General features: G+C 42.5%; 25 protein-coding genes and 1 rRNA gene. 7 read left to right on the top strand and 19 right to left on the bottom strand.

Annotated features, from left to right (window positions below; translation table 11 throughout):
• The 3 genes from rrf to V6E90_RS20115 form a co-directional block, all read left to right on the top strand.
• A 5S ribosomal RNA gene (gene rrf / locus V6E90_RS20125) occupies window positions 1-108 on the top strand; the annotation flags it as partial.
• Window positions 109-221: 113 nt separating this feature from the next.
• Entirely contained in the window at window positions 222-905 is a 684-nt protein-coding gene (locus tag V6E90_RS20120) for a dihydrodipicolinate reductase C-terminal domain-containing protein (protein ID WP_332606288.1), read from the top strand.
• A 119-nt stretch (window positions 906-1,024) separates the two neighbouring features.
• On the top strand, window positions 1,025-1,750 hold the full coding sequence (locus tag V6E90_RS20115) for an AAA family ATPase (RefSeq protein WP_332606287.1): 726 nt from the start codon (window positions 1,025-1,027) through the stop codon (window positions 1,748-1,750).
• A gap of 198 nt (window positions 1,751-1,948) precedes the next feature.
• Here the strand turns inward: V6E90_RS20115 and V6E90_RS20110 are convergent, their stop codons facing one another.
• From V6E90_RS20110 to ribF, 5 genes are all read right to left on the bottom strand, one after another.
• Entirely contained in the window at window positions 1,949-2,491 is a 543-nt protein-coding gene (locus V6E90_RS20110) for an NADPH-dependent FMN reductase (protein WP_332606286.1), read from the bottom strand.
• Between the two features lie 105 nt (window positions 2,492-2,596).
• Entirely contained in the window at window positions 2,597-3,079 is a 483-nt protein-coding gene (locus V6E90_RS20105; protein WP_065344092.1) for an FKBP-type peptidyl-prolyl cis-trans isomerase, read from the bottom strand.
• A gap of 1 nt (window position 3,080) precedes the next feature.
• The gene (gene lspA, locus V6E90_RS20100; RefSeq protein WP_101236801.1) at window positions 3,081-3,611 is read right to left on the bottom strand and encodes a signal peptidase II; all 531 of its coding nucleotides are present in this window, start codon (window positions 3,609-3,611) and stop codon (window positions 3,081-3,083) included.
• 4 nt (window positions 3,612-3,615) lie between these two features.
• Window positions 3,616-6,453, bottom strand: coding sequence for an isoleucine--tRNA ligase (ileS, locus tag V6E90_RS20095; RefSeq protein ID WP_065344093.1), 2,838 nt, complete (start codon window positions 6,451-6,453; stop codon window positions 3,616-3,618).
• Between the two features lie 88 nt (window positions 6,454-6,541).
• A complete protein-coding gene (gene ribF, locus V6E90_RS20090; RefSeq protein WP_065344094.1) occupies window positions 6,542-7,543 on the bottom strand; it encodes a riboflavin biosynthesis protein RibF in 1,002 nt (333 codons plus the stop codon).
• A gap of 206 nt (window positions 7,544-7,749) precedes the next feature.
• Here ribF and V6E90_RS20085 point away from each other — a divergent pair, with 206 nt between their 5' ends.
• Complete coding sequence (locus V6E90_RS20085) at window positions 7,750-8,883, top strand: TDT family transporter (protein ID WP_332606285.1); 1,134 nt, start codon at window positions 7,750-7,752, stop codon at window positions 8,881-8,883.
• Window positions 8,884-8,946: 63 nt separating this feature from the next.
• Window positions 8,947-9,513, top strand: a complete 567-nt coding sequence (locus V6E90_RS20080) for a 5'-methylthioadenosine/S-adenosylhomocysteine nucleosidase family protein (RefSeq protein ID WP_262757941.1) — start codon at window positions 8,947-8,949, stop codon at window positions 9,511-9,513.
• A 94-nt stretch (window positions 9,514-9,607) separates the two neighbouring features.
• Here V6E90_RS20080 and V6E90_RS20075 read toward each other — a convergent pair whose 3' ends face one another.
• From V6E90_RS20075 to ubiG, 12 genes are all read right to left on the bottom strand, one after another.
• Window positions 9,608-10,075, bottom strand: coding sequence for an Imm30 family immunity protein (locus V6E90_RS20075; protein ID WP_332606284.1), 468 nt, complete (start codon window positions 10,073-10,075; stop codon window positions 9,608-9,610).
• 294 nt (window positions 10,076-10,369) lie between these two features.
• The gene (locus tag V6E90_RS20070) at window positions 10,370-10,981 is read right to left on the bottom strand and encodes a TetR/AcrR family transcriptional regulator (RefSeq protein WP_004907340.1); all 612 of its coding nucleotides are present in this window, start codon (window positions 10,979-10,981) and stop codon (window positions 10,370-10,372) included.
• 232 nt (window positions 10,982-11,213) lie between these two features.
• Window positions 11,214-12,014 (bottom strand): ABC transporter ATP-binding protein, encoded by an 801-nt coding sequence (locus V6E90_RS20065; protein WP_016542477.1) that lies wholly within the window; start codon window positions 12,012-12,014, stop codon window positions 11,214-11,216.
• 13 nt (window positions 12,015-12,027) lie between these two features.
• Window positions 12,028-12,831, bottom strand: a complete 804-nt coding sequence (gene ssuC / locus V6E90_RS20060; protein ID WP_016542478.1) for an aliphatic sulfonate ABC transporter permease SsuC — start codon at window positions 12,829-12,831, stop codon at window positions 12,028-12,030.
• Window positions 12,828-14,003 (bottom strand): FMNH2-dependent alkanesulfonate monooxygenase, encoded by a 1,176-nt coding sequence (ssuD, locus tag V6E90_RS20055; protein WP_065344102.1) that lies wholly within the window; start codon window positions 14,001-14,003, stop codon window positions 12,828-12,830. The genes ssuC and ssuD overlap by 4 nt, the downstream gene beginning before the upstream one ends.
• A gap of 32 nt (window positions 14,004-14,035) precedes the next feature.
• Window positions 14,036-15,025, bottom strand: coding sequence for an aliphatic sulfonate ABC transporter substrate-binding protein (locus V6E90_RS20050; RefSeq protein WP_065344103.1), 990 nt, complete (start codon window positions 15,023-15,025; stop codon window positions 14,036-14,038).
• A 13-nt stretch (window positions 15,026-15,038) separates the two neighbouring features.
• Window positions 15,039-16,031 (bottom strand): sulfonate ABC transporter substrate-binding protein, encoded by a 993-nt coding sequence (locus V6E90_RS20045; protein WP_332606283.1) that lies wholly within the window; start codon window positions 16,029-16,031, stop codon window positions 15,039-15,041.
• Between the two features lie 313 nt (window positions 16,032-16,344).
• Window positions 16,345-17,700 (bottom strand): amino-acid N-acetyltransferase, encoded by a 1,356-nt coding sequence (gene argA / locus V6E90_RS20040; RefSeq protein WP_016660543.1) that lies wholly within the window; start codon window positions 17,698-17,700, stop codon window positions 16,345-16,347.
• A 111-nt stretch (window positions 17,701-17,811) separates the two neighbouring features.
• Window positions 17,812-18,195: an RcnB family protein gene (locus tag V6E90_RS20035; RefSeq protein WP_016542483.1), complete on the bottom strand. Its 384-nt coding sequence runs from the start codon at window positions 18,193-18,195 to the stop codon at window positions 17,812-17,814.
• Window positions 18,196-18,376: 181 nt separating this feature from the next.
• On the bottom strand, window positions 18,377-19,123 hold the full coding sequence (locus V6E90_RS20030) for a YciK family oxidoreductase (protein WP_016542484.1): 747 nt from the start codon (window positions 19,121-19,123) through the stop codon (window positions 18,377-18,379).
• Between the two features lie 37 nt (window positions 19,124-19,160).
• A complete protein-coding gene (locus tag V6E90_RS20025) occupies window positions 19,161-19,859 on the bottom strand; it encodes an HAD family hydrolase (RefSeq protein WP_262757947.1) in 699 nt (232 codons plus the stop codon).
• Window positions 19,856-20,572, bottom strand: a complete 717-nt coding sequence (gene ubiG, locus V6E90_RS20020; protein ID WP_016542486.1) for a bifunctional 2-polyprenyl-6-hydroxyphenol methylase/3-demethylubiquinol 3-O-methyltransferase UbiG — start codon at window positions 20,570-20,572, stop codon at window positions 19,856-19,858. Before ubiG ends, V6E90_RS20025 begins: the two co-directional genes overlap by 4 nt.
• Before the next feature lie 178 nt (window positions 20,573-20,750).
• Between ubiG and V6E90_RS20015 the strand changes: the two genes are divergently transcribed.
• The gene (locus V6E90_RS20015) at window positions 20,751-21,371 is read left to right on the top strand and encodes a thiol:disulfide interchange protein DsbA/DsbL (RefSeq protein WP_016542487.1); all 621 of its coding nucleotides are present in this window, start codon (window positions 20,751-20,753) and stop codon (window positions 21,369-21,371) included.
• Window positions 21,372-21,422: 51 nt separating this feature from the next.
• On the opposite strand, the gene V6E90_RS20010 is transcribed toward V6E90_RS20015, so the two are convergent.
• Both V6E90_RS20010 and V6E90_RS20005 read right to left on the bottom strand, forming a co-directional pair.
• Complete coding sequence (locus tag V6E90_RS20010) at window positions 21,423-22,058, bottom strand: TetR/AcrR family transcriptional regulator (RefSeq protein ID WP_016542488.1); 636 nt, start codon at window positions 22,056-22,058, stop codon at window positions 21,423-21,425.
• A gap of 107 nt (window positions 22,059-22,165) precedes the next feature.
• Window positions 22,166-22,816 (bottom strand): TetR family transcriptional regulator, encoded by a 651-nt coding sequence (locus V6E90_RS20005; RefSeq protein WP_004656756.1) that lies wholly within the window; start codon window positions 22,814-22,816, stop codon window positions 22,166-22,168.
• A gap of 312 nt (window positions 22,817-23,128) precedes the next feature.
• Between V6E90_RS20005 and V6E90_RS20000 the strand changes: the two genes are divergently transcribed.
• Window positions 23,129-24,154, top strand: coding sequence for a flavin reductase family protein (locus tag V6E90_RS20000; protein WP_332606282.1), 1,026 nt, complete (start codon window positions 23,129-23,131; stop codon window positions 24,152-24,154).
• The last annotated feature ends 13 nt before the right edge of the window (window positions 24,155-24,167 follow it).

Here is a 24,167-nt window from a genome sequence, read left to right as displayed (position 1 = left end):
ACAATAGCAAGAGTGAACCACCTGATCCCTTCCCGAACTCAGAAGTGAAACCTCTTAGCGCTGATGGTAGTGTGGCACTTGCCATGTGAGAGTAAGTCATCGCCAGCTTTTAAATCTAAACACCCCCAACCTAACGGTTGGGGGTGTTTTTTATTGCGGGCAGAAAAGAAAATAGGAAAAGAATAGATTAAAATAAATGAACTTTCTAAAAATATTAATTTATGACAAACGTATATATTATTGGCTCTGGTAAATTAGCAACTGAATTACTCAACGGATTAGATCTGAATCAAGTGTATAAAGTCCTTGCTTGGACAGACCGAAATAATCATGAAGCTGAAGGCGCTATTGTTGTACATGCTGGTTCTGGCAGAGAACTCAATGAAGCGATTTTGTATTGTAAAAAGACAGGTTCTCGTCTTATTGAGTTATCAACCGATAGGGATTACAAGCAAGAAAATTGGGATATTCCTGTTGTTTTATGCCCAAATACCAATATATTAATGCTTAAATTTATGAATATGATTGAAAAAAGTGGGCACACTTTCAGCCAATATCAAATCAGTATCATCGAATCTCATCAAGCAAATAAGACTTCTGTACCAGGAACAGCTGTAGCGATGGCCAAGTCACTTAATCTACAGAATAATGCAATCGAATCAGTGCGTGATGTTAAAAGACAACAAGTTGAACTTGCGATTCCTGAACAAAATCTAACTCGGCATGCCTATCATCGTATTCAAATATCAGATGATAAGTCTTGTTCAATTGTTTTAGAGACAAAGGTTTTCGGTGATTCCCCGTATGTTGATGGGGTTAAAGAAATTATTTGTGCTGTAGGAAAAAATCACTTAGAAAATCGCTTATATGATGTCATGGAGTTTATTGATAATCAGTGGATTTAATTTAAAGACGAAAGGGATCATTTGAGAAAGGCGACAGCTCAAGACGTTTAGAAATAAATGGCGCTGTTTTTCAAAGATAAAATCTAGCATGCTATAACAAATCGTTTTGCCAATATTTTATGCAAGAAAGACCTTATATCAGAGCTGTGAAGTTTAAATCACCTGAGTCCTTGGATTGGGCCAGTTATCCTTATGTCGTTCCTGCTGTTAATGATTTAGAAAGCATTGAGTTCCATCCAGAAGTCACTTTCTTTGTCGGGGAGAATGGTTCAGGAAAGTCGACCATTATTGAAGCCTTGGCGCTTGCTTTGGGTTTTTCAGAAGAAGGTGGAACGCGTAATGTACAATTGAATACTGCGACAACGGCTTCTGATTTGCATCAGGCAATTCGAACGATAAAAAGCTATAAGAAGCCTCAAGATTATTACTTTTTGCGTGCTGAGAGCTTCTATAACGTTGCAACCTATATGAAGCAAGTGAACTATTTGGTGGAGTATGGGGGAGATATACATTTACGCTCACATGGGGAGGCTTTCTTAAAATTATTAACAATGAAATTAAAAGGGAAAGGTTTATACCTTTTAGACGAGCCAGAAGCAGCCTTGTCTCCAACGATGTTGATGACAACCTTATCGGTTTTAGATCGTTTATGTCAGCAGCAATCTCAATTTATTATTGCCACCCATTCTCCTATTTTATTGGCTTATCCAAATGCCAAAATTTATCAGTTTTCCGACACTGGGATTAGAGAGATATCTTATGAAGAAACAGAGCATTTTCGGGTAACAAAGGATTTTTTAAATAATTATCAAAAGAGAATTCAGCAGTTGCTAGAGAAAGAATAGACAAAAAGAAGCCCCATCATCCTGACGGGGCTTCTTCATATTCAGTTTATGTCGTTGATATCCTATTAACGACCACGTCCTGTGTGTTTTATTATTCTCAATGAGACTTCCTGTCTCTCTATGCTTTATATATTAGTGATTAAGTTGGCAGTGGAACAGACGTCAATCAACCTAATCAACGTACGCTTAGGCTTACAACTAAGCGATATTATACTTCTGTAGTTTGGCAATCAGTGCTGCTAAGCCTTTCACTTCAAACTCGTTGGCTTCAAAGTTCTCGTCTTTATTGCGTTTAAAGATATCTCGAATTTCAATTACGGCATTGGGGTCAACTAGACCTAAGCTTGAGGTCACTTGGCGAATTTGGCTAATTGAGCGTGAGCCATTGGTTGAACCATAGCCGATAAAGGCTGCAGGTTTACCTTGCCATTCTTTACCGACATAATCCAAGGCATTCTTGAGTGCTGGACTATAGCCATGGTTATATTCAGGGCTAATGAAGATAAAGGCCTGTGCCTGTGCAATTTTATCTGCCCATTGTTGTTGTTTCGGCTGATCATAGATGCCTGTCGCAGGTGGGTGAGAACCAGCAAAGAGCGGTAAGTCCCATTCCTTAAGATCAACAACTTCGGTTTGAATATCTTTTAATGCGAGTTCAGTGGTTGCTTGCTGCACCCAATTAGCGACTTTGATCGCTGTGCGACCTTCGCGAACACTACCAACAATAATATAAATCAGCATGTTTAAATTCCTGTGTTATTGCTTTGATTTTAAAAATGAATGCCTTTAAATGATCTTATACTTTTCTTCAGCGTAAAAAAAAGCTCTCATTTGAGAGCTTTTTTGTTACATCAATTTGATGCCTTGCTGGCCTGCTGGGGTAACTTTGAAGATTTCCACTTCAAAAGTAATATTTTTGCCTGCCAGTGGATGATTAAAATCAATCTCTGTGATGTCATCATTGACCGATTTTACGATGCCAAACAAAGTTGCTTTGGCCTTATCTTCAAATTCAATCATATGACCCACAATTGGGCGTTGCTCAAATTTGACTGTATCGAAGGTCTGAATATTTTCAGGATTCCAAGGACCAAAAGAATCTTCTGGTGGTAAATGTACGGTACGACGGTCGCCTGCACGTAAACCAAAGAGTGCCTTTTCAAATCCTGGCAGTAGATTACCATCGCCAATCACGAGGCTGACAGGCTCTTCACGACCGCGAGTACTATCGATTTCAACACCATTTTCAATTGAAACTGAAAAGTGTAATTCAACTTTTGAGCCGTCTTGAATACGAATTTCTTCGTTTGGTTGAATAATTTCGTTCATCTTATGCATCCGCATTTTGGTTGCGTTTCTTCTCAAGGAAGAAGGTATCAATCAGCAGTAAAATCGTGCCTAGGGTAATTGAGCTATCCGCAAGGTTGAAGGCTGGGAAATGGCTGTTTTGATAATAAACATGAATAAAATCGACCACATAGCCCAAGCTAACACGATCAATCAAATTGCCAATTGCACCACCGAGAATCAACGCAATCGCCATCGGTAATACAATCATTTTCTTTGGCATACGCATTAGCCAGAAAATGAAAATAAGCGATACCACACCTGCTAAAGAGGTGAAGAAGTAGCGTTGCCAGCCACCTGCGTCAGACAAAAAGCTGAATGCTGCACCATAGTTATGCAACAGCGTCCAATTTAAAAAGGGCAGTACAGGAACAGGATCTGCATAATTTAAATGTGAACTGGCAATCCATTTGGTCCATTGGTCCAGCACAATGGCAAGGACAGAAAGTCCAAGCCAAAGCAGGTTATGCGGATAAAATTGGAATAAGCCTTTTTTTGCTGGGCTAGTTTGCACAGAATTATGCATATTTTCTCACTTCGCCACTGCCAGTGACGTTGATAATACAACGAGCGCATAAACCAGAATGGCCAACATGTGTATTTACATCTGGCAGTACATGCCAGCAACGTACACATTTTTCACCATCTGCTGCGGAGACTTGGACACGTAATCCTGCAAGATCCGTGCTTTCACCTTGTTCAGCATAAGGGTGAACGATGACTTGAGAGGTGATCAAGACAAAACGTAATTCATCAGCCAATTGGTTTAACAATGTCTGTAATGCTTCATCTGCCCAAAGTTCAACTTTTGCAGATAAGTTACTGCCGATGAGTTTAGCGTTACGTGCTGCTTCAATCTGTTTATTTACTGCTGATTTTACGCTAATCAATGTTTGCCAATCTGCTTCAGACAGTAAGTTAGCTGTTGATGCGGTTGGAATGTCATACCATTCAGCCGTGAATACATATTTACCAGTTTGTTCAGGAATCAATGGCCACGCTTCTTGTGCGGTAAAGCTGAGGATCGGTGACATCCAACGAACAAAAGCTTGCACGATATGATATAGCGCAGTTTGCGCAGAATGACGTGCCTGTGAATCTGCTTTGGTGGTGTACTGACGATCTTTGATGATATCGAGGTAGAAACCACCCAAGTCATTAATACAGAAGCTTGTTAGCGCATTAGTGACGATATGGAAGTTCATCTCTTCATAGGCTTGCTGAATGGTTTTTTGAACTTCAGCAGCGCGTTGCAAGATGTATTGATCCAATGCAATCAACTGGTCGACTGGTAGCGCATCTGTTGATGGTTTGAAGCCATTCAAGTTGGCCAACAAGAAACGTAAGGTATTGCGGATACGACGATAACCATCTGATGCGCGGCTAAAGATTTCTTTACCTGCGGTCATTTCGTAACGATAGTCAGCAGATGCGATCCAGAAACGTAAGCCATCAGCACCCATATCTTTGATAATGTCTTGTGGGGTAATGATGTTGCCTAATGACTTAGACATCTTACGGCCTTTCTCATCCACTACGAAACCATGAGTGAGTAAGCCTTTATATGGCGCACGTTCATTGATTGCAATTGAAGTCAGCAATGAAGATTGGAACCAGCCACGGTGTTGATCTGAACCTTCAAGATAGAGGTCTGCTGGATCTTGTAAATCATCACGTTCACGCAGCACAGCGTAGTGTGTAGTTCCAGAGTCAAACCAAACGTCCAGAGTATCGCGTACCGCATTATATTGTTCTGCATCGGCACCAATGAACTCACTTGCTTCACGGTTATACCAGCCATCAATGCCTTCTTGCTCGATCAGTTTTGCCACTTCTTCGATCAATTCAGGTGTACGCGGGTGCAGGGCATTGGTATCTTTGTGCACGAAGAATGGGATTGGTACACCCCAAGTCCGTTGACGTGAGATACACCAGTCTGGACGGCCTTCAATCATCGACTGAATACGGCTTTGGCCCCAATCAGGTACAAATTCGATATCATTTTCAATCGCATTCAAGGCATTTTGACGCAGACCATTGGCATCCATGCTGATAAACCATTGTGGGGTCGCACGGAAGATAATCGGGGTTTTATGACGCCAGCAGTGTGGGTAGCTGTGTTTGATTGGCTGATGTGCCCACAGACGACCAACTGCACCCAATGCCTCAATGATTTGAGGATTGGCTTTATAGATGTGTTCCCCTGCAAAGATTGGCGATGTTGGTAAATAAACACCATTACCACCGACAGGGTTTTCAACTTTTAATTGATATAGCAAACCGACTTTATAATCGTCCACACCATGGCCAGGTGCAGTATGCACTGCACCTGTACCGCTGGTCGCAATCACGTGCTCGCCTAAAATCACAGGGACTTGACGATCTGCCAGTAATGGATGTTGTAAAAGAAGGTTCTCAATTGCAGCACCTTTGAAATCAGCGAGTACCACTGGATTTTCCAGTTTGTAACGTTCGATTGCTGATTCAACCAAGTCTTTGGCAAGAATAAAGTTTTGCGTACCACGGTCAGTGGTCACTTGAACCAATTGATAGTCGATTTCAGCGTGTAGCGCGACCGCTTGGTTGGCAGGCAAAGTCCATGGGGTAGTGGTCCAGATCACGATATCCGTGGCATCTTGAACCTCGACATTCAAACGTGTGCTGAGCTCTTTAAGATCAACAACGGTAAAGCCAACATCAATCGCATCTGATTTTTTATCTTCGTATTCAACTTCGGCTTCAGCCAGTGATGAACCACAGTCCATACACCAGTTCACTGGTTTTAGACCTGGTTCGATATGGCCTGCTTTGGCAATGGCGCCCAATGCACGCACGATATCCGCTTCTTGCTTGAAGTTCATGGTCAGGTATGGATTGTCCCAATCACCAAACACGCCCATACGCACAAAGTCTTTCTTCTGTAATTCGACTTGGGTGTAGGCATATTCACGGCAAGCTTTACGGAAAGTTGAGGCATCAACTTTAACGCCTACTTTACCGACTTTTTCTTCGACTTTTAGTTCGATTGGTAGGCCGTGACAGTCCCAACCCGGTACATACGGTGCGTCGAAGCCATCTAAAACGCGGCTTTTAATAATGATATCTTTTAAGACTTTATTGACGGCATGACCTAAATGGATTTGACCATTGGCATATGGAGGGCCGTCATGCAGTACATATTTTTTCTTGCCAATACGCGCTTCACGAATCTGCTGATAAATGTTGTCGGCATACCACTCTTCTAACCATTTGGCTTCACGCACAGCCAAGTTTGCCTTCATGGCAAATTCAGTCGCTGGCAAATTGAGTGTGGCTTTATAATCCACTGCATTTTCAGGAGTTTGCTTATCGCTCATGCAAGTTTTCTTCCAGTTTGATCAGTTTGTAAACTGACATGTATTACTTTAGGATTTGTGAAGTGTAAACAAACCCTACTAATTAAATTTAAAAAGGAAATTCTGGTGTGTGGTTACGATAGTCTCGTAACTTTTGCACATCATCATCAATTCCGGCTTTGAGGGCTTCAAGCGAAGGGTAATTCAGCTCACCATGTAAATAGTGAAGGAAAGTGACCCGCATCAATAAGCCATACAGATTAGCAGAAACATCAGGGAAATGTACCTCTAATCGCCATTCTGGCTGGTCTTGTTTGATGGCTGGGCGTGTCCCCACATGACCTGCACCAAACAGACTGTCGGCTTGATAGCCTGCAATCCCGTTCAGGGCAGGATCTGGATGTTTTACTTTTGCATTCAATGATGCATTTTCACACACCACATCCACTGCATAAATGCCGTTTAAACAGGGTTTATGGCGGTTTAAACGCACATTAATGGTCGGAAAATCAAGGGTGCGACCAATCTGGTCACCATATTGCACTCGGCCTGTAATGCTATACGGACGACCCAATAATTTTGCTGCTAATGCCAAATCACCCTCTTGAAGGACCTGACGAATACGGGTTGAACTGACACGTTCACCATTTAAAGCCACGGTATTTAAATTGGTCACGTCAAAGCCGTAGTCACGCAAGAATTCACTGTTACCTTGACGGTCTTTACCAAAATGGAAGTCATCACCGAGGACTAGGCTTTGTGCATTGAGTTTTAATTTAAGTAGTTCAGCAAATTCTGTGGCATTTAGACTTCTAAAATATTGGTCAAATTTCGCAACAGCAATGTAGTCCACACCGAGCTCAGTTAAATATTCTACTTTTTCTCTGAGCGAGCTGATTCGTGGCGGTGCTTCATAACCTTTAAAAAATTCAAGCGGTTGCGGCTCAAAAATCATCACTAATGTTTTTAAGCCTTGGGCTTCAGCCAAGCTTTTGAGTTGAGCAATCATCGCTTGATGGCCGAGATGGACACCATCAAAATTGCCAATCGTTACCGCAGTCGGAGGTAACTGAAAATCTGGCGATAAAGCGTTGAGACGAAGCAACTTCATGGGCGTTAAATACAGTGATTTTGCAAAGGCTATATATTGCCATATTCTCAGCGTTTCGTCTTGTTGTTGTGTTTTTACACAGAAAAATTTCAATATTTAAAGCTTTATTATCAGTTAAATTGATTCATTAAATAAAAATAAATCAATTTTTCTTATTTATGGATTGACCTAAAATAACTGCATAGTCGCTTGATATTGAGAAAGAGATGAAAAAGCCGTTTTATCAGCTAGAGCAGAGCACCGATGTAATTCGCCATTTTACCCCGAATTGGTTTACTGCAACCATGGGAACAGGTGTGGTCGCGATGATTTTAGCACAGCTGCCGTTCGCTTCATCTGTCTTATTTATGCTGGCGACCAAATTATGGCAGTTTAATATTCTGTTATTTAGCACTTTTAGTGTACTTTATATTTTACGCTGGATTTTATTTCCGGCTGAAGCCAAGCAGATTTTTACTCACCCCAACATGAGCTTATTCCTCGGTGCGATTCCGATGGGCTTAGCGACGATTGCCAATGGTTTTCTGAGCTTTGGTATCCATCTATATGGCGATATCGCCATTCAAATTACGACTTATCTCTGGTATCTGGATGTGTTTCTCGCAGTAGTGATTGCGTGGGTGGTGCCATTTTGTATGTTTAGCTGCCAAGATCATCAATTACAACGGATGACTGCGGTATGGTTACTCCCGATCGTGGCCTGTGAAGTTGCGGCTAGCTCTGCGGGGCTGCTATTACAGCATTTAGCAGCCGATCAGCATGCGTTAACCATCTTGATCACAGGCTATGTGTTGTGGGGCATTTCTGTCTTACCTGCTTTTGCGATCTTAACCATTTTGATGTTACGTTTGGCTTTGCACCAGTTACCTGAAAAAGAGGTCGCGATTTCTAGCTGGTTATGTTTAGGGCCGATTGGAACAGGGGCATTAGCGTTATTATTACTGGGTGAACAAGCACCACGTATCATGCAGGCGATGGGCTTTGAAGGCTTAGCGACATTACTGCCAGCCTTGGGTATTGTGGCAAGTTTGGTGTTATTAGGTTTTGGCTTATGGTGGTTTGGGATTGCGATTTTGACCACACTGCGCCATATGCGTACAGGCATTCCATTTAACTTGGGTTGGTGGGGACTGACTTTCCCATTTGGTGTGTTTATCTTGGCGATCTTCAACTTGGCGCATCAGTTACATATCGACTTCTTACAGTATACGGCTGTGGTTTTAAGTCTATCACTGGTGGGGTTGTGGGCATTGGTGATGAAGAAAACGTTGGCAGGGGCCTATAGCGGTCAATTATTTTTCTCTCCTTGTTTGGTCGCCTTACAGCAGAAGATGCAATAATATCAAGGTGTGCTTTAGCACACCTTTTTTGTGTCTCTATTTTGATTTGAACGAGTCTTTTTTATGAATGCTGATATTGCTCTGATTATGGCCTTACCGAATGAATCTAAAGGCTTGTTTGAACAAGCAGGCATTGACGTTCATTACAGTGGCATCGGCAAAATTAATGCAGCATTCAAGGCATTTGAGGTGATTCAAAAGACAGGCTGTAAAACGCTGATCAATTTAGGTAGTGCAGGAAGTTCACATTTCGACGCGCACAGTCTGGTTGAGGTGGTCACTTTTGTACAGCGCGATATGGATGTGTCTCCCTTAGGTTTTGCCGTAGGCGTGACACCGATGGATGACGAAATTCCTGCGGAGATTCATACCCAAGCCCATTTTGAGCTTTTGCCTAAAGGGATCTGTGGTACGGGTGATTCTTTTGAAACAGGTTTGCCAAAAGTGAGCTGTAATTTGGTGGATATGGAGGCCTATGCTTTGGCCAAAGTGTGCCAAAAGCTCGGAGTACGTTTGATTTCAGTCAAATATATTACTGATGGCGCCAATGATACGGCGCATCTAGATTGGGAAGAAAATCTGCTGCTTGGCGCACAAAAATTATTGGCGCTGTATCAGGCGCATTTTTAAATGTCTAACGTTGTAATATGTATGGGCTCTTTTTTAAATGAATTATTGAAATTAATATATTGTTTTACATTAAATTCGCATGGCAGCCATTATGTTAAATGGGATTTATTACTTTCATTAAAGAAGCTGTTTTTTCAAAAAAATTAGGTTTTTCCGCATTGATACGCTGTAAAAGAAATAAAATTGAGTTTTTTATTGCTGGAGTAGTTAAAGAAACTTTATCAATCAAGCATTCTCTTGCAGTCTTACTATTTAGGATTCTTATAAGCAAAATAGTAGCCCAGTTAGGCGCTTTATTTACCATATATGGAAATTCATTAATAATTTCAACAATATATATATCATCTTTAAATGATTCTATGCTATGAATAATTGAAAATACAGCTTCATCATATTGAGCATTATCTTCAATTAATCGCACAAGTGGGCGAATAACTGAACAATCATTAAAAGCCATAATTTCAGCAAGTTTTGCATCAATTTTTTCGATATTATCAAAATGATTAATTTGAATTTCTTTGGATAAGCTATTGATTACTTGTGTAAGTCCATGAGATACCATGATTATAAACTCCTAAATTTTGTTTTTTAGAGAAAATTATTAATTCAATTTCCTAAAATTAACATAAGGCGGCTTATATGAAATCCTTGAGATTTTGTATTTAGTATCAATATCTCAGTCAAAGCTGTTTTATAGTTTATAAGCTCTGGAACAGTTTTTCCGTGACTTTTCATGTTGCATAATTTTGTTTTGACAAACTTAATAACACTCTCATGCCCTGAATAAAAAAAGCGACTCATAAAGTCGCTTTTTTTATGTATTTCAATCGCTAAAATGAAGGCCTGTGAAGAAAACTTAACGAGGTAATACGCCGTATAACATCATATGCACGGTATGCTCAACCGTGCGTTGAAACATGCTACGGTTACGCAAAGTTTTACCCGTGACCATTTCCATTTGCGTCGAAAAATCAGCATAGTTTTGGGTGATTGCCCAGATATTGAGAATCAACAATTCAGGATCAATCTCTGCAGACAATTTACCTTGTTCTTGCCAAGTTTGAATCACTTTAGTTTTACGCTTAAACAGTTTTTTTAACGGCCCTTTTAAGATCGGTAAAATATGCGGGGCACCTTGAATAATCTCAAGCGCAAATAAACGTGAGGCTTTAGGCTGATCACGTGAGCTTTCAATTTTTTGAATTAAATAGTGAGTGAGGGCTTCAGTAGGCTCAAGCTCAGACTCCAGGGTTTGCAAGGGTGCAAGCCACTTTTGTAATACCGTGGTGAGCACTTCGACATATAGCGACTCTTTATTTTCATAGTAATAGAAAATATTCGATTTATGCATATTTGCCAGTTGCGCAATCTCATCCAGACTGGCACCACTAAACCCATAGACGGAAAAAACATCCAGGGCAGCATTCAGCAGTTGATTGCGCTTTTGTGTACTTTTTTTCTGTTCCATCTGCGAGCTTAATTCAAAAAATGTCATTGACATTGTAAGATAAATTGTCGGATTTGTGCACAATAACCCAGATTTTTTATCGAAAAAATTGCCGACTTTATCGCGATGCTAACGATGTATTTGATAATTATTGAAATCTAAAAAAGCGCATACATATTTTGTAAAAAATTCATTTGAGATTGAAGCGGCATATGCTAAATATCGCCCCAGAAAAGTGCAAAAAAGCACGGTTTTAGGTGGCTAAAACCGCATCAAGGACTTGTTGTTCAAGTTGTGCGAAAGCAATACTTTTTTTCCGTGGACGAGGTAAATTAACCTCAAAACTTTGTGCGATATGCCCTTGATCCAGCAAAATAATTCGATCTGCTAACTGTACTGCTTCACTGACATCATGGGTGACCAGAATCGCGGTAAAACCTTGTTCTTTCCAGAGACGTTCAATCAGATTCTGCATTTCTAGACGAGTCAATGCATCGAGTGCACCGAGTGGTTCATCCAACAGTAAAATTCGTGGCGAATGTGATAATGCGCGTGCAAGGGCAGCACGTTGTCGCTGTCCACCTGAAAGCTGGGCAGGCCATTGGCTGGCTTTGTCTTTTAAACCCACTTTTTCCAATAATGTGGCTGCAAGTTGATGTTGATCTTTCGCTAAGCCGAGCTGAGCATTTTGCAAAATGCTTTTCCACGGCAATAATCGCGGGTCTTGGAACATGACCCGAATATCAGCGCTGGTAATGCCTTCGCGGAAATTGCGAGCGGACTGGAATTTGATTTCACCGTAACTGGCTTTTTCCAATTGGGCAATCAAACGCAGTAGGGTACTTTTACCGCAACCACTGCGTCCGACGATGGCAACGAACTCACCAGCTTCAATCTTGAGATCTAAATCCTCAAGGACTTTAACCTCACCATAGAATTTATACAGTTGCTCAATCAGAATATCAGCACCATTGGCAGGTGCAGTGGTAGTTTCTGGCTCGGCAATCGGCTGAATGAGATTGTTATCGTAAAAATTTAAATTAAGATTACTCATCTTTTCATTCCTTTTATTTTTGATAGCCTGCATGCCAACGCAATAAATAGCGCTCCAAGACTTGAGCCAATACATCAGCTAATTTTCCAAGCAGGGCATAGAGTAAAATACCGACCAAGACGATATCGGTTTGTAAAAATTCGCGTGCATTCATGGTCATATAGCCAATTCCTGCTTGAGCAGAAATGGTTTCTGCCACAATTAACAGGACCCAAACCAGACCGAGGGAAAAGCGTAGTCCAACTAAAATCGAGGGCATCGCACCCGGTAAAATAATGTCTCGGTAGAGCTGCCAACGATTGAGACCGTAGCTTTTGCCCATTTCGATCAGTTGTGGGTCGACCGAGCGGATACCGTGATAAGTGTTGATGTACATTGGAAAAAACACACCGACAGCAACCAAGAACAGCTTGGCAGTTTCATCAATGCCAAACCATAAAATCACCAGTGGAATCAGTGCCAGTGCAGGGATGTTACGAATCATTTGCAAGGTGGTATCGAGCAAGGTCGAAGCCACACGCGATGAACCATTGAGTAGTCCTAAAGCCAGACCCAGCCCACCACCAATCAATAAACCGAGTAAGGCACGACCCGCACTGACTTTAACATGCTGCCAAAGTTCACCACTGAGCAGTAAGTGCCAGAATGCACTTACGACAGCAGTTGGAGCAGGTAAGACTCGACTTTGCAACACACCAGAGCTAGAAGCTGCTTGCCAAATCAGGATCAGTAAAATCGGAAACAACCAGGGCAGTAAACCTTTGCCTATTTTTTGTGTTCCACGTGAAACATCCTTCAAAAAAGGTTTCGCACTCATGCGTCCTCCTTGATCAAGGTTTTTGCTTCCTTGGTCTCAGGGACATAGTTATTGGCAATGATTTCTCCGAAAGGCCCAGTTAAATGCGGTTGTGCCAGTTTTTCACGGGTTTTGAGTGGTAGTAATGGGAATACCAATTCTGCAAAACGGATCGATTCTTCTAAATGCGGGTAACCTGAAAAAATAAAGGTATCAATCCCCAAGTCGGCATATTCTTGAATACGTGCGGCAACGGTTTCAGGATCACCCACTAGAGCGGTCCCTGCACCACCACGGACTAAGCCGATACCCGCCCATAGATTTGGAGACACTTCCAATTGATCTTTACGTCCGCCGTGTAGTGCAGCCATACGTTGCTGACCGACTGAGTCCATTTGTGCAAATTTTTTCTGTGCTGCGGCAATGGTCGCATCATCCAGATATTGGATCAGTTCATCGGCAGCGGCCCATGCTTGTTCATTGGTCTCGCGTACAATCACATGCAAGCGAATGCCATAAGTGAGTGTACGGCCTTTGGCTGCTGCTTTAGTACGTAAATACTCAATCTTTTCTTTCACTGCCGCAGGGGGTTCGCCCCAGGTTAGATAGGTGTCAACTTGCTCTGCTGCCAACTCAGTTGCCGCCTCTGAAGAACCACCAAACCAAAGCGGTGGATAAGGCTGTTGGACAGGTGGGTAGAGTAATTTGGCATCATCCACACTCAGGCGCTCACCATGAAAAGTAAAAGATTCACCTGTATGTGATCGGGTCAAGATTTCACGCCAGATTTTGACATATTCGGATGCGGTCTGATAACGGGTGCTGTGATCTTCATATAGACCATCACCTTTCAACTCTTGCTCGTCGCCACCTGTGACCAGATTCAATAAAATACGGCCATTGGAGAGGCGGTCAAAGGTCGCTGCCATGCGTGCCGCAAGCGCAGGTGTGGTAATGCCTGGACGCAGCGCCACCAAAAATTTAAGTTGCTTGGTGGCATCAATTAAACTGGCTGCGGTGATCCATGGATCTTCACAAGAACGGCCAGTCGGAATCAATACCCCTGCATAACCGAGATTATCTACGGCAACGGCAATCTGTTTCATATAAGCATGATCGACCTGACGAGCACCCTTGCTGGTGCCTAAATAACGACTGTCACCATGAGTGGGAATAAACCAGAAAATATTCATGTCGATGTTCCTTATGAAAATGAAATGTATGTTTATTGGGCAGACCAGACACTGTGCTGAATATCGATCTGCACAGGAATCAGTTGCTCTTGTTTAAATAAATCGGCGATTTGCTGCTGGCTCTTGATCACTTCACTATTGAGCGCATAGACAGGTGAAGGTTTTGGTCGTTTGTTAAGGACTTGTTGAGCGACAGGCGTACTGAGTCCAGTACTTTGTGCATAAATCTGTAAGGCTTGATCTTGATGTTGCACAATCCATTGATCGGCACTGTTCACGCTATGAATGAATTTCTGTGCTGAATCGGGATGCTTTTGAATGAAGTCTGGATTGCCGATATAAAAGGAATAGGTGGTTGGAAAGGCTGAGCCATCGACCAAGGTTTTGGTGTGGCCTTGTAACTCCGCAGTTCCAAGATAGGGTTCCCAAATTGCCCAAGCATCTACGGCCTGTTTATCAAAGGCTGCACGTGCATCGGCAGGCGGTAACCAGATGGGTTGAATGTCTTGCCAAGATAACCCTGCTTTTTGCAAAGTTTTGGCGAGTAGTTCATGTGCACTTGACCCTTTTTGTACGGCGACACGCTTACCTTTTAAATCTTGCAGGGTATTGATCTTATCGTTGGCATGGACCAGCACAGCTTGGCCTGTCGGTGCAACCACCTCATAAGCCACGTAGCTTAGCGGCTTTGCTGCGGCTTGCGCAAAGATCGGTGGCGTATTGCCGACATAACCAAAGTCGACTGCACCAACAGCAAGTGCTTCTAACATTTGCGGGCCAGCGGGAAACTCACGCCATTCAATTTTTGCATTCGGGAAGGCTTGCTCAAACAGTTGTTGTTGTCTGGCTACCAATAAATTGAGCGATGATTTCTGGAAGCCAATCGACAGGGTTTTGACCGCCGTGTTTTCATTGCTTGAAGCTGTTTTTTCAGTATTTTGGGGGGCGCTTTTTTGGCAACCGCTGAGTGAAAATGTAGAAATCAGCACGCCGAGAACAGAAACCTTCAATAATAACCTCATCATTATCCCCTTATTATTTAAGCTCGTTCTTTAAAACGGCATCTTGAATCAGCAATTGCTTCGGAATCAGTTTTTGTGCAAAGAAGGCATCGGCCACATATTGTTGTTCTTTGGCGACTTTGTCGGAGATCGGTTGAACCCCGAAGCCCATGCGCGAAATTGAGCTTTTTAAAACATCAAACTCGAGCCCTGTTGGTTTTTCCAGTAATTTAGCTGCATCATCTGGATGGGTTTGCACCCAATCTGTGGTCTGGTTCAGTGTACTGACCAGCGTTTTAAGTGCTTCAGGATGGCTTTCGGCAAATTGACGGTCTGCCAAATAAAACTGGTGATTGCTGACCAAATGCTCGCCTGTAGCGATCACTCGCGCATGAATTTGATGTTCTGCTGCGGCAAAGAATGGATCCCAGATCACCCAAGCATCGACTGCACCTTTTTCAAATGCCGCACGGGCATCGGAGGGTGGCAGGTAAACAGGTTGAATATCTTTTAAGCTGAGATTGTTTGCTTCTAATAGTTTGAGTAACAGGTAATGAACATTTGAGCCTTTATTCAGCGCAACTCGTTTACCTTTCAGATCTTGGATCGATTGAATCGGCGAGTCTTTTTGTACAATCAGGGCTTCGGCCTTAGGTGCAGGCGGTTGGTTGGCTACATAGACCAGATTGGGATTGGCTGCTTGAGCAAAGATCGGTGGTGCTTCACCTGCTTCACCAAAGACCACACTACCGACATTTAGTCCTTCTAACAGCTGTGGCCCCGCGGGGAATTCCACCCATTTCACCGTGACACCTTGAGCAGCAAGATTTTTTTCTAATTCACCTTTTGCTTTGAGAATCGGCAAGATGCCATACTTTTGAAAGCCGATATTTAATGTTGTGGTTTCTTGTTTTGTGGTCTCTTGCTGCTCAGGTTTTTTTGCACAACCTGCAACACCCATCAGGCTGGCAAGACTTGCTGCGATGATGCTATATGTTGCCCATGAGCGATGGAGTGAAATAGCCATGTTGGTTGTGCTCCCCGAAAAATCAAAAGATTTAAATAAGATGAGCAACTAAGCTAAAACTTTTTTTATTGCATAAAAAATAAATAATCGGGCTTTGCTTATGATGAAAAGTGCAAAATAGAAGATTGCATAATCTTATCGATAAATGGAATAAGTGTTAAAAAATAAATTTTATTAAATTATTGTTTTTAATATAATTTTTATTATTTTACTGAGTGGTGAATTTATTCTTCATTCAGACTTAAGCAAAGATAATGATGATGAAGAGAGATCTTTATCAAAAATAAACATATCTCTTCATCATGTGAGGGGCTTAGCGCAGTCTCTTTTTAAACACTAACGAATTGCGTTGATAGTTATATAGGGCCTGACGTGCATTGGGTAAATCATCCACGCTGGCAGGGACAAAGCCCTGTTCAAGGAACCAGTGAGCCGTTCGAGTAGTCAGTACAAACAGTTGCTGAATCCCTTGTTGTTTGGCTTTACTTTCCAGAAATTGCAAAATCTGGCTACCACGATTAGATTTACGGTAGCTTGAATCGACTGCAACACAGGCGATTTCCGCAGAACGAATTTCATCTGATCCTGCCGGAATCGGGTACAGCGCAGCACAGGCCAAGATCATGCCATCTCGTTCAATCACTGCAAACTGTTCAATCTCACTTTCAAGACGTTCACGTGAGCGATACACCAGAATGCCTTCTTGCTCTAATGGGCGGAGTAGATTGATTAAACCACCGACATCCTGAATATTGGCAATCCGGACTTCTTCATAGTGCGCATCGGTGATCAATGTCCCGACACCATCTCGGGTAAATAATTCTTCAATCAACGCGCCATCATAGGCATAAGAAATCAAATGCACACGATGTACACCAGATAAGGAGGCTTGTTGTGCTTGCTTTAGGTGTAATGCAAATTCTGGATATTGCTGCTGATTTTGTTGAATATAGGGTTCAAGCTGACGCGGGCTCAATTCACGTAATAACTGTTGTTGCTCATTCATCAGTCCTTGTTTTTCACCCAAGAAAATCAATTTATCGGCTTTGAGTGCCGTCGCGGTTTTAGTGGCGACTTCTTCTGCCAGTAAATTAAACACTTCACCCGTGCTGGAATAGCCAGTTGGACCAAGCAGAACAATATTATGATTGTCTAAATGGCGCTGAATCGCATCGGTATCAACTGAACGGACTTCTCCAGTGAGCTGGAAATCAATGCCGTCTCGAATTCCATAGGGTTTGGCCGTGACAAAATTGCCAGAGACCACATCAATGCGAGCGCCATACATCGGTGAGTTGGCCAATCCCATGGAAAGCAGGGCTTCAATTTCGAGGCGAATTGAGCCAACCGCATTCATCACTCCACGTAAGGATTCTCGTGTCGTCACACGACGATTTTGATGAAAAGGGGTTTCAATAGCACGATCAAGAAGATTTTGATTGATCTGTGGACGTGCGCCATAGACCAAGATAAGACGAATGCCCAAAGAGTGCAGCAGGGCAATATCATGGATAATATGTTGGAAATTTTCGTGCTGAACCGCTTCGCCGGCAAACATCAATACAAAGGTTTTATCGCGATGCGCGTTGATATAAGGGGCGGAATGGCGGAACCAATGCACATAATCTTGGGGGGTACTATGTGAATTTTCAGTCATTTGGTTCGCCATGTCGATCTCAGATATGCAGCACTAGATCTGATTTTAACGAAAAAAATCAAAAGATAAATCTATTCCTAAAGCAAGCATTCAACTTTATTGAATCGAGTGACTCAAAGGGGCTTAGAAACCCATGATTCGAATAATGCTATTATCATCGGAATTGACTAAAATATAGTCATTATTAATCTTGTACCATTGTTCGTTACGACCCGGGCGCGGTAGATTACTGTCTTTGTAGTCGACTTTATAACCGTTACCACGATAATGCTGAGGCATCACATAGCCTTCCTGCCAACGATGTTGTTTTAAACGCTCGACCCCGCGCTCTTCACGCATGCGACGTTCACGTTGACGATTTTCACCATCTGGACGATCAAAGCCACGACCATTTTGCCAACCGCCACCACGCGAATCATCATCACGATCATGCGGACCTGCAAAAGCCCCCAGACTACTGAACAGGGTTGTCGAACCTAAAACCAAGATAATGAAAAATTTTTTCATGATGCACCTTATGGACTTCGGATGTCTCTCATGTGAACTACTGTACGTTAAAAATGCAGAGAAACTGTGAAGATCGATTCATTATTGCTTTAAAACAATGAAGATTTTTCACCCATTTCTCTGAAAAAAGCAGTTTTAACGTCAGTGTCCAATGTTATTTAGAATTATTGTTAGGATGAAATTAAGCTTGAGCGTCAATACTTTGGCCATTCATATCTAAACTGTCATCGCCCATGAGGTACAGATAGGCGGGCATAATGCTATCTGGAGTCGGGAGCACTTTGGGATCTTCCTCTGGATAAGCTTTGGCACGCATCGCCGTACGGGTCCCACCTGGATTGATGCAGTTAAAACGAATATTTGGATAGGTGTTTTCTGCGGCAAAGATTTTGCTCATGGCTTCGGTGGCCACTTTAGAGACTGAATAAGCACCCCACAAGGCACGTGCTTCACGACCAACACTTGAACTGGTAAATACCACCGAAGCATGTTCAGATTTTTCCAGCAAAGGCAACAAAGCCTGAGTCAGGGCAAAAGGGGCGCGTAAATTCACAGCCAGTACATCATCCCAAACATCGACAGGATAATCAGCCAGTTCAACCCGATCACCAAGCATCCCTGCATTATGCAAGATACCATCCAGACGACCGAATTGCTGCTCTAGCGTGCTCACCAACAGCTCATAATCATGGGTTGATGCGGTTGAAAGCTGTAAGGGTAAAATCGCAGGCTGTGGCGCACCTAAGCCTTCAATTTCATCATAGATCACTTCAAGTTTATTTAACGTACGACCGTGCAAAACCACTGTTGCGCCGTGTAGGGCATAACTCATCGCCGCAGCGCGACCAATCCCATCACCAGCACCAGTGATCAGGATAATACGATCTTTCAGTAAATCTGGACGAGGTTGATATTCTGAATATTTCATTGTTATGCCTCCTGTTCTTATCTGCAAAAATTTAAATTTAACCCATCATACCCTGATTTTCTGACAACACCGTGATTTTCTGTTTAAGCAGTTGGTGTAGTTCAGCAACGGTATGAATAATCGCATCAGCCTGCCAAGCAGCAAGATCATCGCGTGATTCTACCGGTAAATAGCCGTAGGCTGCCAAGATGGTATACATGTCTGCATGACGACCGGCATCAATATCGCGTGGATGATCACCGACATAGATAATGTCTTGGGCATTGATCTCCAGCTGTTTGGCCGCCAAATACATTGGCTCAGGATCAGGTTTGGTCTTGCTGACATCTTCTGGGCAAACCAAGACCGCACAACGTTCAGTCAGATCCAGTTTGGCCAATAACGATTCACTTAAACCACGCGGCTTGTTGGTGACAATGCCCCACGGAATTTGATGCGCTTCAAGCTCTTCAAGCAACGGATACATCCCTGAAAACAAGTCAGTATCGACCACAATATTGTCACCATACACATCTAAAAAGCGTTGCCGATGTGCTAAAAATACTGGGTCTGTGACTTCTAATTCAGGATAGACCAATTTCACCATGGCACGTGCGCCTTCTGACACCTGAGTGCGGATGGTATCGGCATCCACCACAGGGCGTTGTTCATCACGACACATTTGCTGGATGATACGAATAAAGTCCGCAGCGGTATCGATCAGCGTGCCATCGAGGTCAAATAAAACCGCTTTCATTCCGCACCTGCATTGGTGGTATGCACCATGTAATTCACATCCACATTCGGCGCTAACCAGTAGTGTTTGGTAATCGGGTTGTAGTGCAAACCAGTCATTTCTTTGAGGCTAAGCCCTGCATTACGAATATCATGCGCCATTTCTGACGGGCGAATGAATTTATGATAGTCATGTGTGCCTTTAGGCAATAAACGCAGTACATATTCCGCGCCAATAATCGCAAATAAATACGATTTAGGGTTACGGTTAATGGTCGAGAAGAACACATGACCGCCTGGCTTGACCAGCGTTTGGCATGCTTTCACAATTGAAGCAGGATCTGGCACATGTTCCATCATTTCCATACAGGTCACCACATCGTATTGACCTGCTTGCTCTTGTGCCAATTGTTCAACGGGGATTTGACGATATTCAATGTTTTGCACATTGTCTTGTTGTGCATGCAAACGACCGACAGCAAGGGGTGCTTCGCCCATATCAATACCGAGGACATCGGCACCACGGCGTGCCATGCTTTCAGCCAAGATGCCACCACCACAGCCGACATCAAGTACTTTTTTGCCCGCCAAGCCACCGACACGTTCATCTACCCAGTTTAAACGTAAGGGATTGATTTGATGAAGTGGGCGGAATTCTGAATGTTGATCCCACCATTTGGCAGCCAATGCTTCAAATTTTGCGATTTCTTGCGGGTCAACATTCAATTGCGACATGGTGTCACCTCTATCTTAGGATGATTATTTCGGTTTAATCTGTTGGTAGTGTAGCGATTCTGGTAAAAAAAGCGATAAATCCAATAAAAAACTTCACACAAGCAAAACGAATTGCTCGTGTTTGTTTTATATTTAGCATATAAACTTACGAAAAATGCTTAGAGGAAAAGCAAAGCCAATGAAAAAGTTAGTATTAGGTGGTTTAAGTGCAGTTGCGTTGGCATTCTCAATGAATGCGATGGCAGCAGATTTTGTGGCTGGTAAAGACTATACCGTGATTGCCAATCCAGGCAAAACCTCAGCACCTGCTGGACAACTCGAAGTACGTGAGTTCTTCTGGTATGGCTGCCCGCACTGCTTCAAGCTTGAACCACATATGCAAACATGGTTAAAGCAAATTCCAAAAGACGTTTATTTCTTACGTACGCCTGCGGCGATGAATAAAGTCTGGGAACAAGGGGCACGCGGTTACTATGTGTCTGAAGCACTGGGTGTACGCAAGAAAACCCATATTCCATTGTTCCATGCCATTCATGACGGCAATCAGCAGATTTTTGACCAAGCATCGCAAGCAAAATTCTTTGCACGTTATGGCGTACCTGAGCAGAAATTTAACAGCATGTTTAATTCCTTCCCAATCACGGCAAAAATTGCTGAGTCGAATAAATTGGCGCAGCAGTATCAGTTGACGGGTGTACCAGCAGTTGTGGTGAATGGTAAATATGTGGTGCAGGGTGAAGATGCGAAAGTGACACAGGTTGTTGATTATTTGTTGGAAAAAGAGCGTAAAGCTAAATAATTTACGCCCATGTTCAATCAAAAAAGGACTGCAATTGCAGTCCTTTTTTATTTAGATTTGATCCATTTGCAGATCTTTTAAGTCGATCTGAACTTTCTGTGTCGGTAGCGACAAGGCCTGATTGACGTATAGATTAATCAATTTCTCACGTGAGCCGATTGAACGCTGGTAATAGCTTGAGTTCAATAACAACGCTGCGCCATAAGTCAGTGACCAGATATAAGACAGGTAATCCCGAATCGACATATCGTAGTTTTGTGATTTTAAATATTTTTCCGTCATATCTTTCAACGAGACAATGCGCTGTTGGCGAATGGCATACAGCTCGTCAAACAAATGCTTTAATTTCGACTCAGTCATGGTCAGATGTTCTTCTAACTGATGCAGCAAAATGGTACGACTCGGTGAGGTTAAATGATAAAGCATATAGCGTGGCGCATACTCTTTGACATCGGTATTGTATTTGTCTGAAATTTTTAAAATTTCTTTTTCATTTTGAATAATAAGTTCCAGCAGCAACTCATTTTTGCTACGGAAATGTTTGTATAAGGTGCCCTTGGCAATATCCAGTTCAGCAACCAGTTCATCTAGGGTCATTTCTTGGTTGTTTTCTAATAACAGCTTTTCCGCAACCTGCAAAATTTTTTCTTTACGAATTAAGAACTGAGTATGACGATCAGGATTCATGATGCTTATAAGCTCCTCATAGTGTTCTACACTGCGTTTACATTAGTGTCTAATGCATCATAACGCTAAGCAATGCTTTTATATATCAAACTTTGGTTTGTATCCGGTCAAGCGTTTTGGGGTTCCCAGTTGGAGATACCACTGAAGAGTAAACGGACTTGCGTCGCTGCATTGTCAATAAACAGGTTTTGTTGTTCGAGTAAATGATCAATGCTGAATTGTTTCGGCAGATTGATCCAGGTCATGGCCCATGTAAACGACATATTAATCAAAATGGTCGAGAGTACCTGCAAGTCCTTGGCTTCTTTAATATGTTTAAAGGTTTCCAGTTTGCACAGATCAATGGCGAGGTCTTCAATCAAAAACTCAATTTCACGGGCAATCGCAATACGCACCGTCTCTGAACCGCCCCAACGCTCTGCAATCATAAACTGCCATTGTTGTGGGCTGTGATTGACCGCTTGTACAAACAATTCAATGCTGGTCCGAGTTTTGGCCGAACCGCTATGTTGTAAATAGCTCTGCCCCAATTGGTGAATCAGACTTTTTAAATGCAAAGAGACCTGATCAACCAGCTCTTGTCCAAGCGCATCCATATCTTGGAAATGACGATAAAACGCAGTCGGCACTAAACCCACTTCGCGAGCAACTTCGCGCAAACTAATGCTACTAAATGAGCGCCCAGCAGTGCTGAGATGAAGTGCTGCATCGAGTAAAGCCTGCCGACTCTGTTGTTTTCGTTCATCTCTAATCGACATGAATAAGACTCATTGAAACCGTACAGCAGAGTCTAGCAAAAAAAACAGAAACTTTTTAGTCCTTGTCCATTGCTAAATGCCAATGTTTTTGATCTTTCTCTGATCAAGCCCCATTTGGTGTGAGCTCAAAGCATGCGTAATTTTTTATTTTTTTCCTTATTTTAGAAGGCTTATCAAAAAGTATAAAAAATATCCAAAAAATTAGTGAACAAGTGTTGACTCAGTGAACACAAATAAATATAGTGTACACATGTTCACTACATGAACATTTGTTCACTCAATATAAATAGCCAGATACAAAACGAGGAACGTATGAACGCAGAGTTAAGTTATCAGCCACATTGGATTCGAGAAGATTTTGTTGATTTTATTTTGCAAAAGATAAAGCCAACTTTTGCTTGGAAGCGGACACTTGCAGAAGTCACTGCGATACAGCCACTCAGTTCGGATATGGTGTTATTGACCTTAAAGCCAAATCATAATTTTGATATTCGCCAAGTTCAAGCAGGTCAAAGTGTATTGATTACCCTGATGATTAATGGGGTGTATCAGCAACGTAGTTATTCGATTATTGATGTGACTGCGCAGGGTGAAATCCGTCTGGGCATCAAAGTCCAAGGGGTGGTGTCTAAAGCTGCTCAGCAACTTCGTGTTGGCGATCACTTTGAGATTTCGCAAGCACAAGGTGATTTTGTCTTGCACCAAGGTCAGCAGCCCGCCGTGCTGATTGCATCGGGTTCAGGCATTACCGCGATTTATTCTTTATTGCAACAAGCATTACAACAGCAACTCGAAGACATTTATGTGTTGTATTTTAACCGTGCTGAAGTGTTTCATCAGGACATCTTGGCCTTGGCTGAGCAATATCCACAGTTGCACTATCACTTCTTTAATACATCGGTACAGAAACAACATTTAGATGCTGCATTGTTAGAAACCTTAGTTCCGAATTTTAAAGATGTAAAAGCCTATGCCTGTGGTCATCACAGCATGATGCGCCAAGCACAAGACATTTATACACAGCAGGGTGCTGCGGAAAACTTCCATCAAGAATTTTTCCAACCTATACAAATCGAGCATTCAAGTGAGGCTCAACCGATTAGTTTCCGACGTGCGCAACAGAATTTTATTGCCACGACCAATCTGCTGAGTAGTGCAGAGCAAGCAGGTTTACGCCCACAACATGGTTGCCGCATGGGTGTATGTAACCGCTGTAGCTGTACCAAAGTCAGTGGCGTTACCCAGAACGTCATCACGGGTGAAATTGATGATCAACCGAATCGTCCGATCAAGTTATGTGTAAGCCAGGCGCTTAGCCCAGTCACGATTGATCTATAAAAACAAAGATATT

Origin of the sequence: Acinetobacter sp. ESBL14 (assembly GCF_036668815.1) — a bacterium.
Taxonomy (GTDB): Bacteria; Pseudomonadota; Gammaproteobacteria; order Pseudomonadales; family Moraxellaceae; genus Acinetobacter; species Acinetobacter gyllenbergii.
The sequence above is the reverse complement of the archived record's forward strand: the minus strand, read 5'-3'. Positions and strand labels throughout refer to the sequence as shown.

What these genes read in the sequence shown, in the direction of transcription:
- ribF (WP_065344094.1), bottom strand. Translation starts at nt 7,543, where the DNA reads ATGAAGTTGCTTCGTCTCAACGCTTTATCGCCAGATTTTCAGTTACCT.
- V6E90_RS20050 (WP_065344103.1), bottom strand. Translation starts at nt 15,025, where the DNA reads ATGAGGTTATTATTGAAGGTTTCTGTTCTCGGCGTGCTGATTTCTACA.
- argA (WP_016660543.1), bottom strand. Translation starts at nt 17,700, where the DNA reads ATGGCGAACCAAATGACTGAAAATTCACATAGTACCCCCCAAGATTAT.
- V6E90_RS20000 (WP_332606282.1), top strand. Translation starts at nt 23,129, where the DNA reads ATGAACGCAGAGTTAAGTTATCAGCCACATTGGATTCGAGAAGATTTT.
- V6E90_RS20045 (WP_332606283.1), bottom strand. Translation starts at nt 16,031, where the DNA reads ATGGCTATTTCACTCCATCGCTCATGGGCAACATATAGCATCATCGCA.
- V6E90_RS20010 (WP_016542488.1), bottom strand. Translation starts at nt 22,058, where the DNA reads ATGAATCCTGATCGTCATACTCAGTTCTTAATTCGTAAAGAAAAAATT.
- V6E90_RS20085 (WP_332606285.1), top strand. Translation starts at nt 7,750, where the DNA reads ATGAAAAAGCCGTTTTATCAGCTAGAGCAGAGCACCGATGTAATTCGC.
- V6E90_RS20005 (WP_004656756.1), bottom strand. Translation starts at nt 22,816, where the DNA reads ATGTCGATTAGAGATGAACGAAAACAACAGAGTCGGCAGGCTTTACTC.
- V6E90_RS20015 (WP_016542487.1), top strand. Translation starts at nt 20,751, where the DNA reads ATGAAAAAGTTAGTATTAGGTGGTTTAAGTGCAGTTGCGTTGGCATTC.
- ssuC (WP_016542478.1), bottom strand. Translation starts at nt 12,831, where the DNA reads ATGAGTGCGAAACCTTTTTTGAAGGATGTTTCACGTGGAACACAAAAA.
- V6E90_RS20035 (WP_016542483.1), bottom strand. Translation starts at nt 18,195, where the DNA reads ATGAAAAAATTTTTCATTATCTTGGTTTTAGGTTCGACAACCCTGTTC.
- V6E90_RS20075 (WP_332606284.1), bottom strand. Translation starts at nt 10,075, where the DNA reads ATGGTATCTCATGGACTTACACAAGTAATCAATAGCTTATCCAAAGAA.
- V6E90_RS20110 (WP_332606286.1), bottom strand. Translation starts at nt 2,491, where the DNA reads ATGCTGATTTATATTATTGTTGGTAGTGTTCGCGAAGGTCGCACAGCG.
- ssuD (WP_065344102.1), bottom strand. Translation starts at nt 14,003, where the DNA reads ATGAATATTTTCTGGTTTATTCCCACTCATGGTGACAGTCGTTATTTA.
- ileS (WP_065344093.1), bottom strand. Translation starts at nt 6,453, where the DNA reads ATGAGCGATAAGCAAACTCCTGAAAATGCAGTGGATTATAAAGCCACA.
- V6E90_RS20065 (WP_016542477.1), bottom strand. Translation starts at nt 12,014, where the DNA reads ATGAGTAATCTTAATTTAAATTTTTACGATAACAATCTCATTCAGCCG.
- V6E90_RS20030 (WP_016542484.1), bottom strand. Translation starts at nt 19,123, where the DNA reads ATGAAATATTCAGAATATCAACCTCGTCCAGATTTACTGAAAGATCGT.
- V6E90_RS20070 (WP_004907340.1), bottom strand. Translation starts at nt 10,981, where the DNA reads ATGGAACAGAAAAAAAGTACACAAAAGCGCAATCAACTGCTGAATGCT.
- V6E90_RS20120 (WP_332606288.1), top strand. Translation starts at nt 222, where the DNA reads ATGACAAACGTATATATTATTGGCTCTGGTAAATTAGCAACTGAATTA.
- V6E90_RS20105 (WP_065344092.1), bottom strand. Translation starts at nt 3,079, where the DNA reads ATGAACGAAATTATTCAACCAAACGAAGAAATTCGTATTCAAGACGGC.
- V6E90_RS20080 (WP_262757941.1), top strand. Translation starts at nt 8,947, where the DNA reads ATGAATGCTGATATTGCTCTGATTATGGCCTTACCGAATGAATCTAAA.
- ubiG (WP_016542486.1), bottom strand. Translation starts at nt 20,572, where the DNA reads ATGTCGCAATTGAATGTTGACCCGCAAGAAATCGCAAAATTTGAAGCA.
- V6E90_RS20025 (WP_262757947.1), bottom strand. Translation starts at nt 19,859, where the DNA reads ATGAAAGCGGTTTTATTTGACCTCGATGGCACGCTGATCGATACCGCT.
- V6E90_RS20115 (WP_332606287.1), top strand. Translation starts at nt 1,025, where the DNA reads ATGCAAGAAAGACCTTATATCAGAGCTGTGAAGTTTAAATCACCTGAG.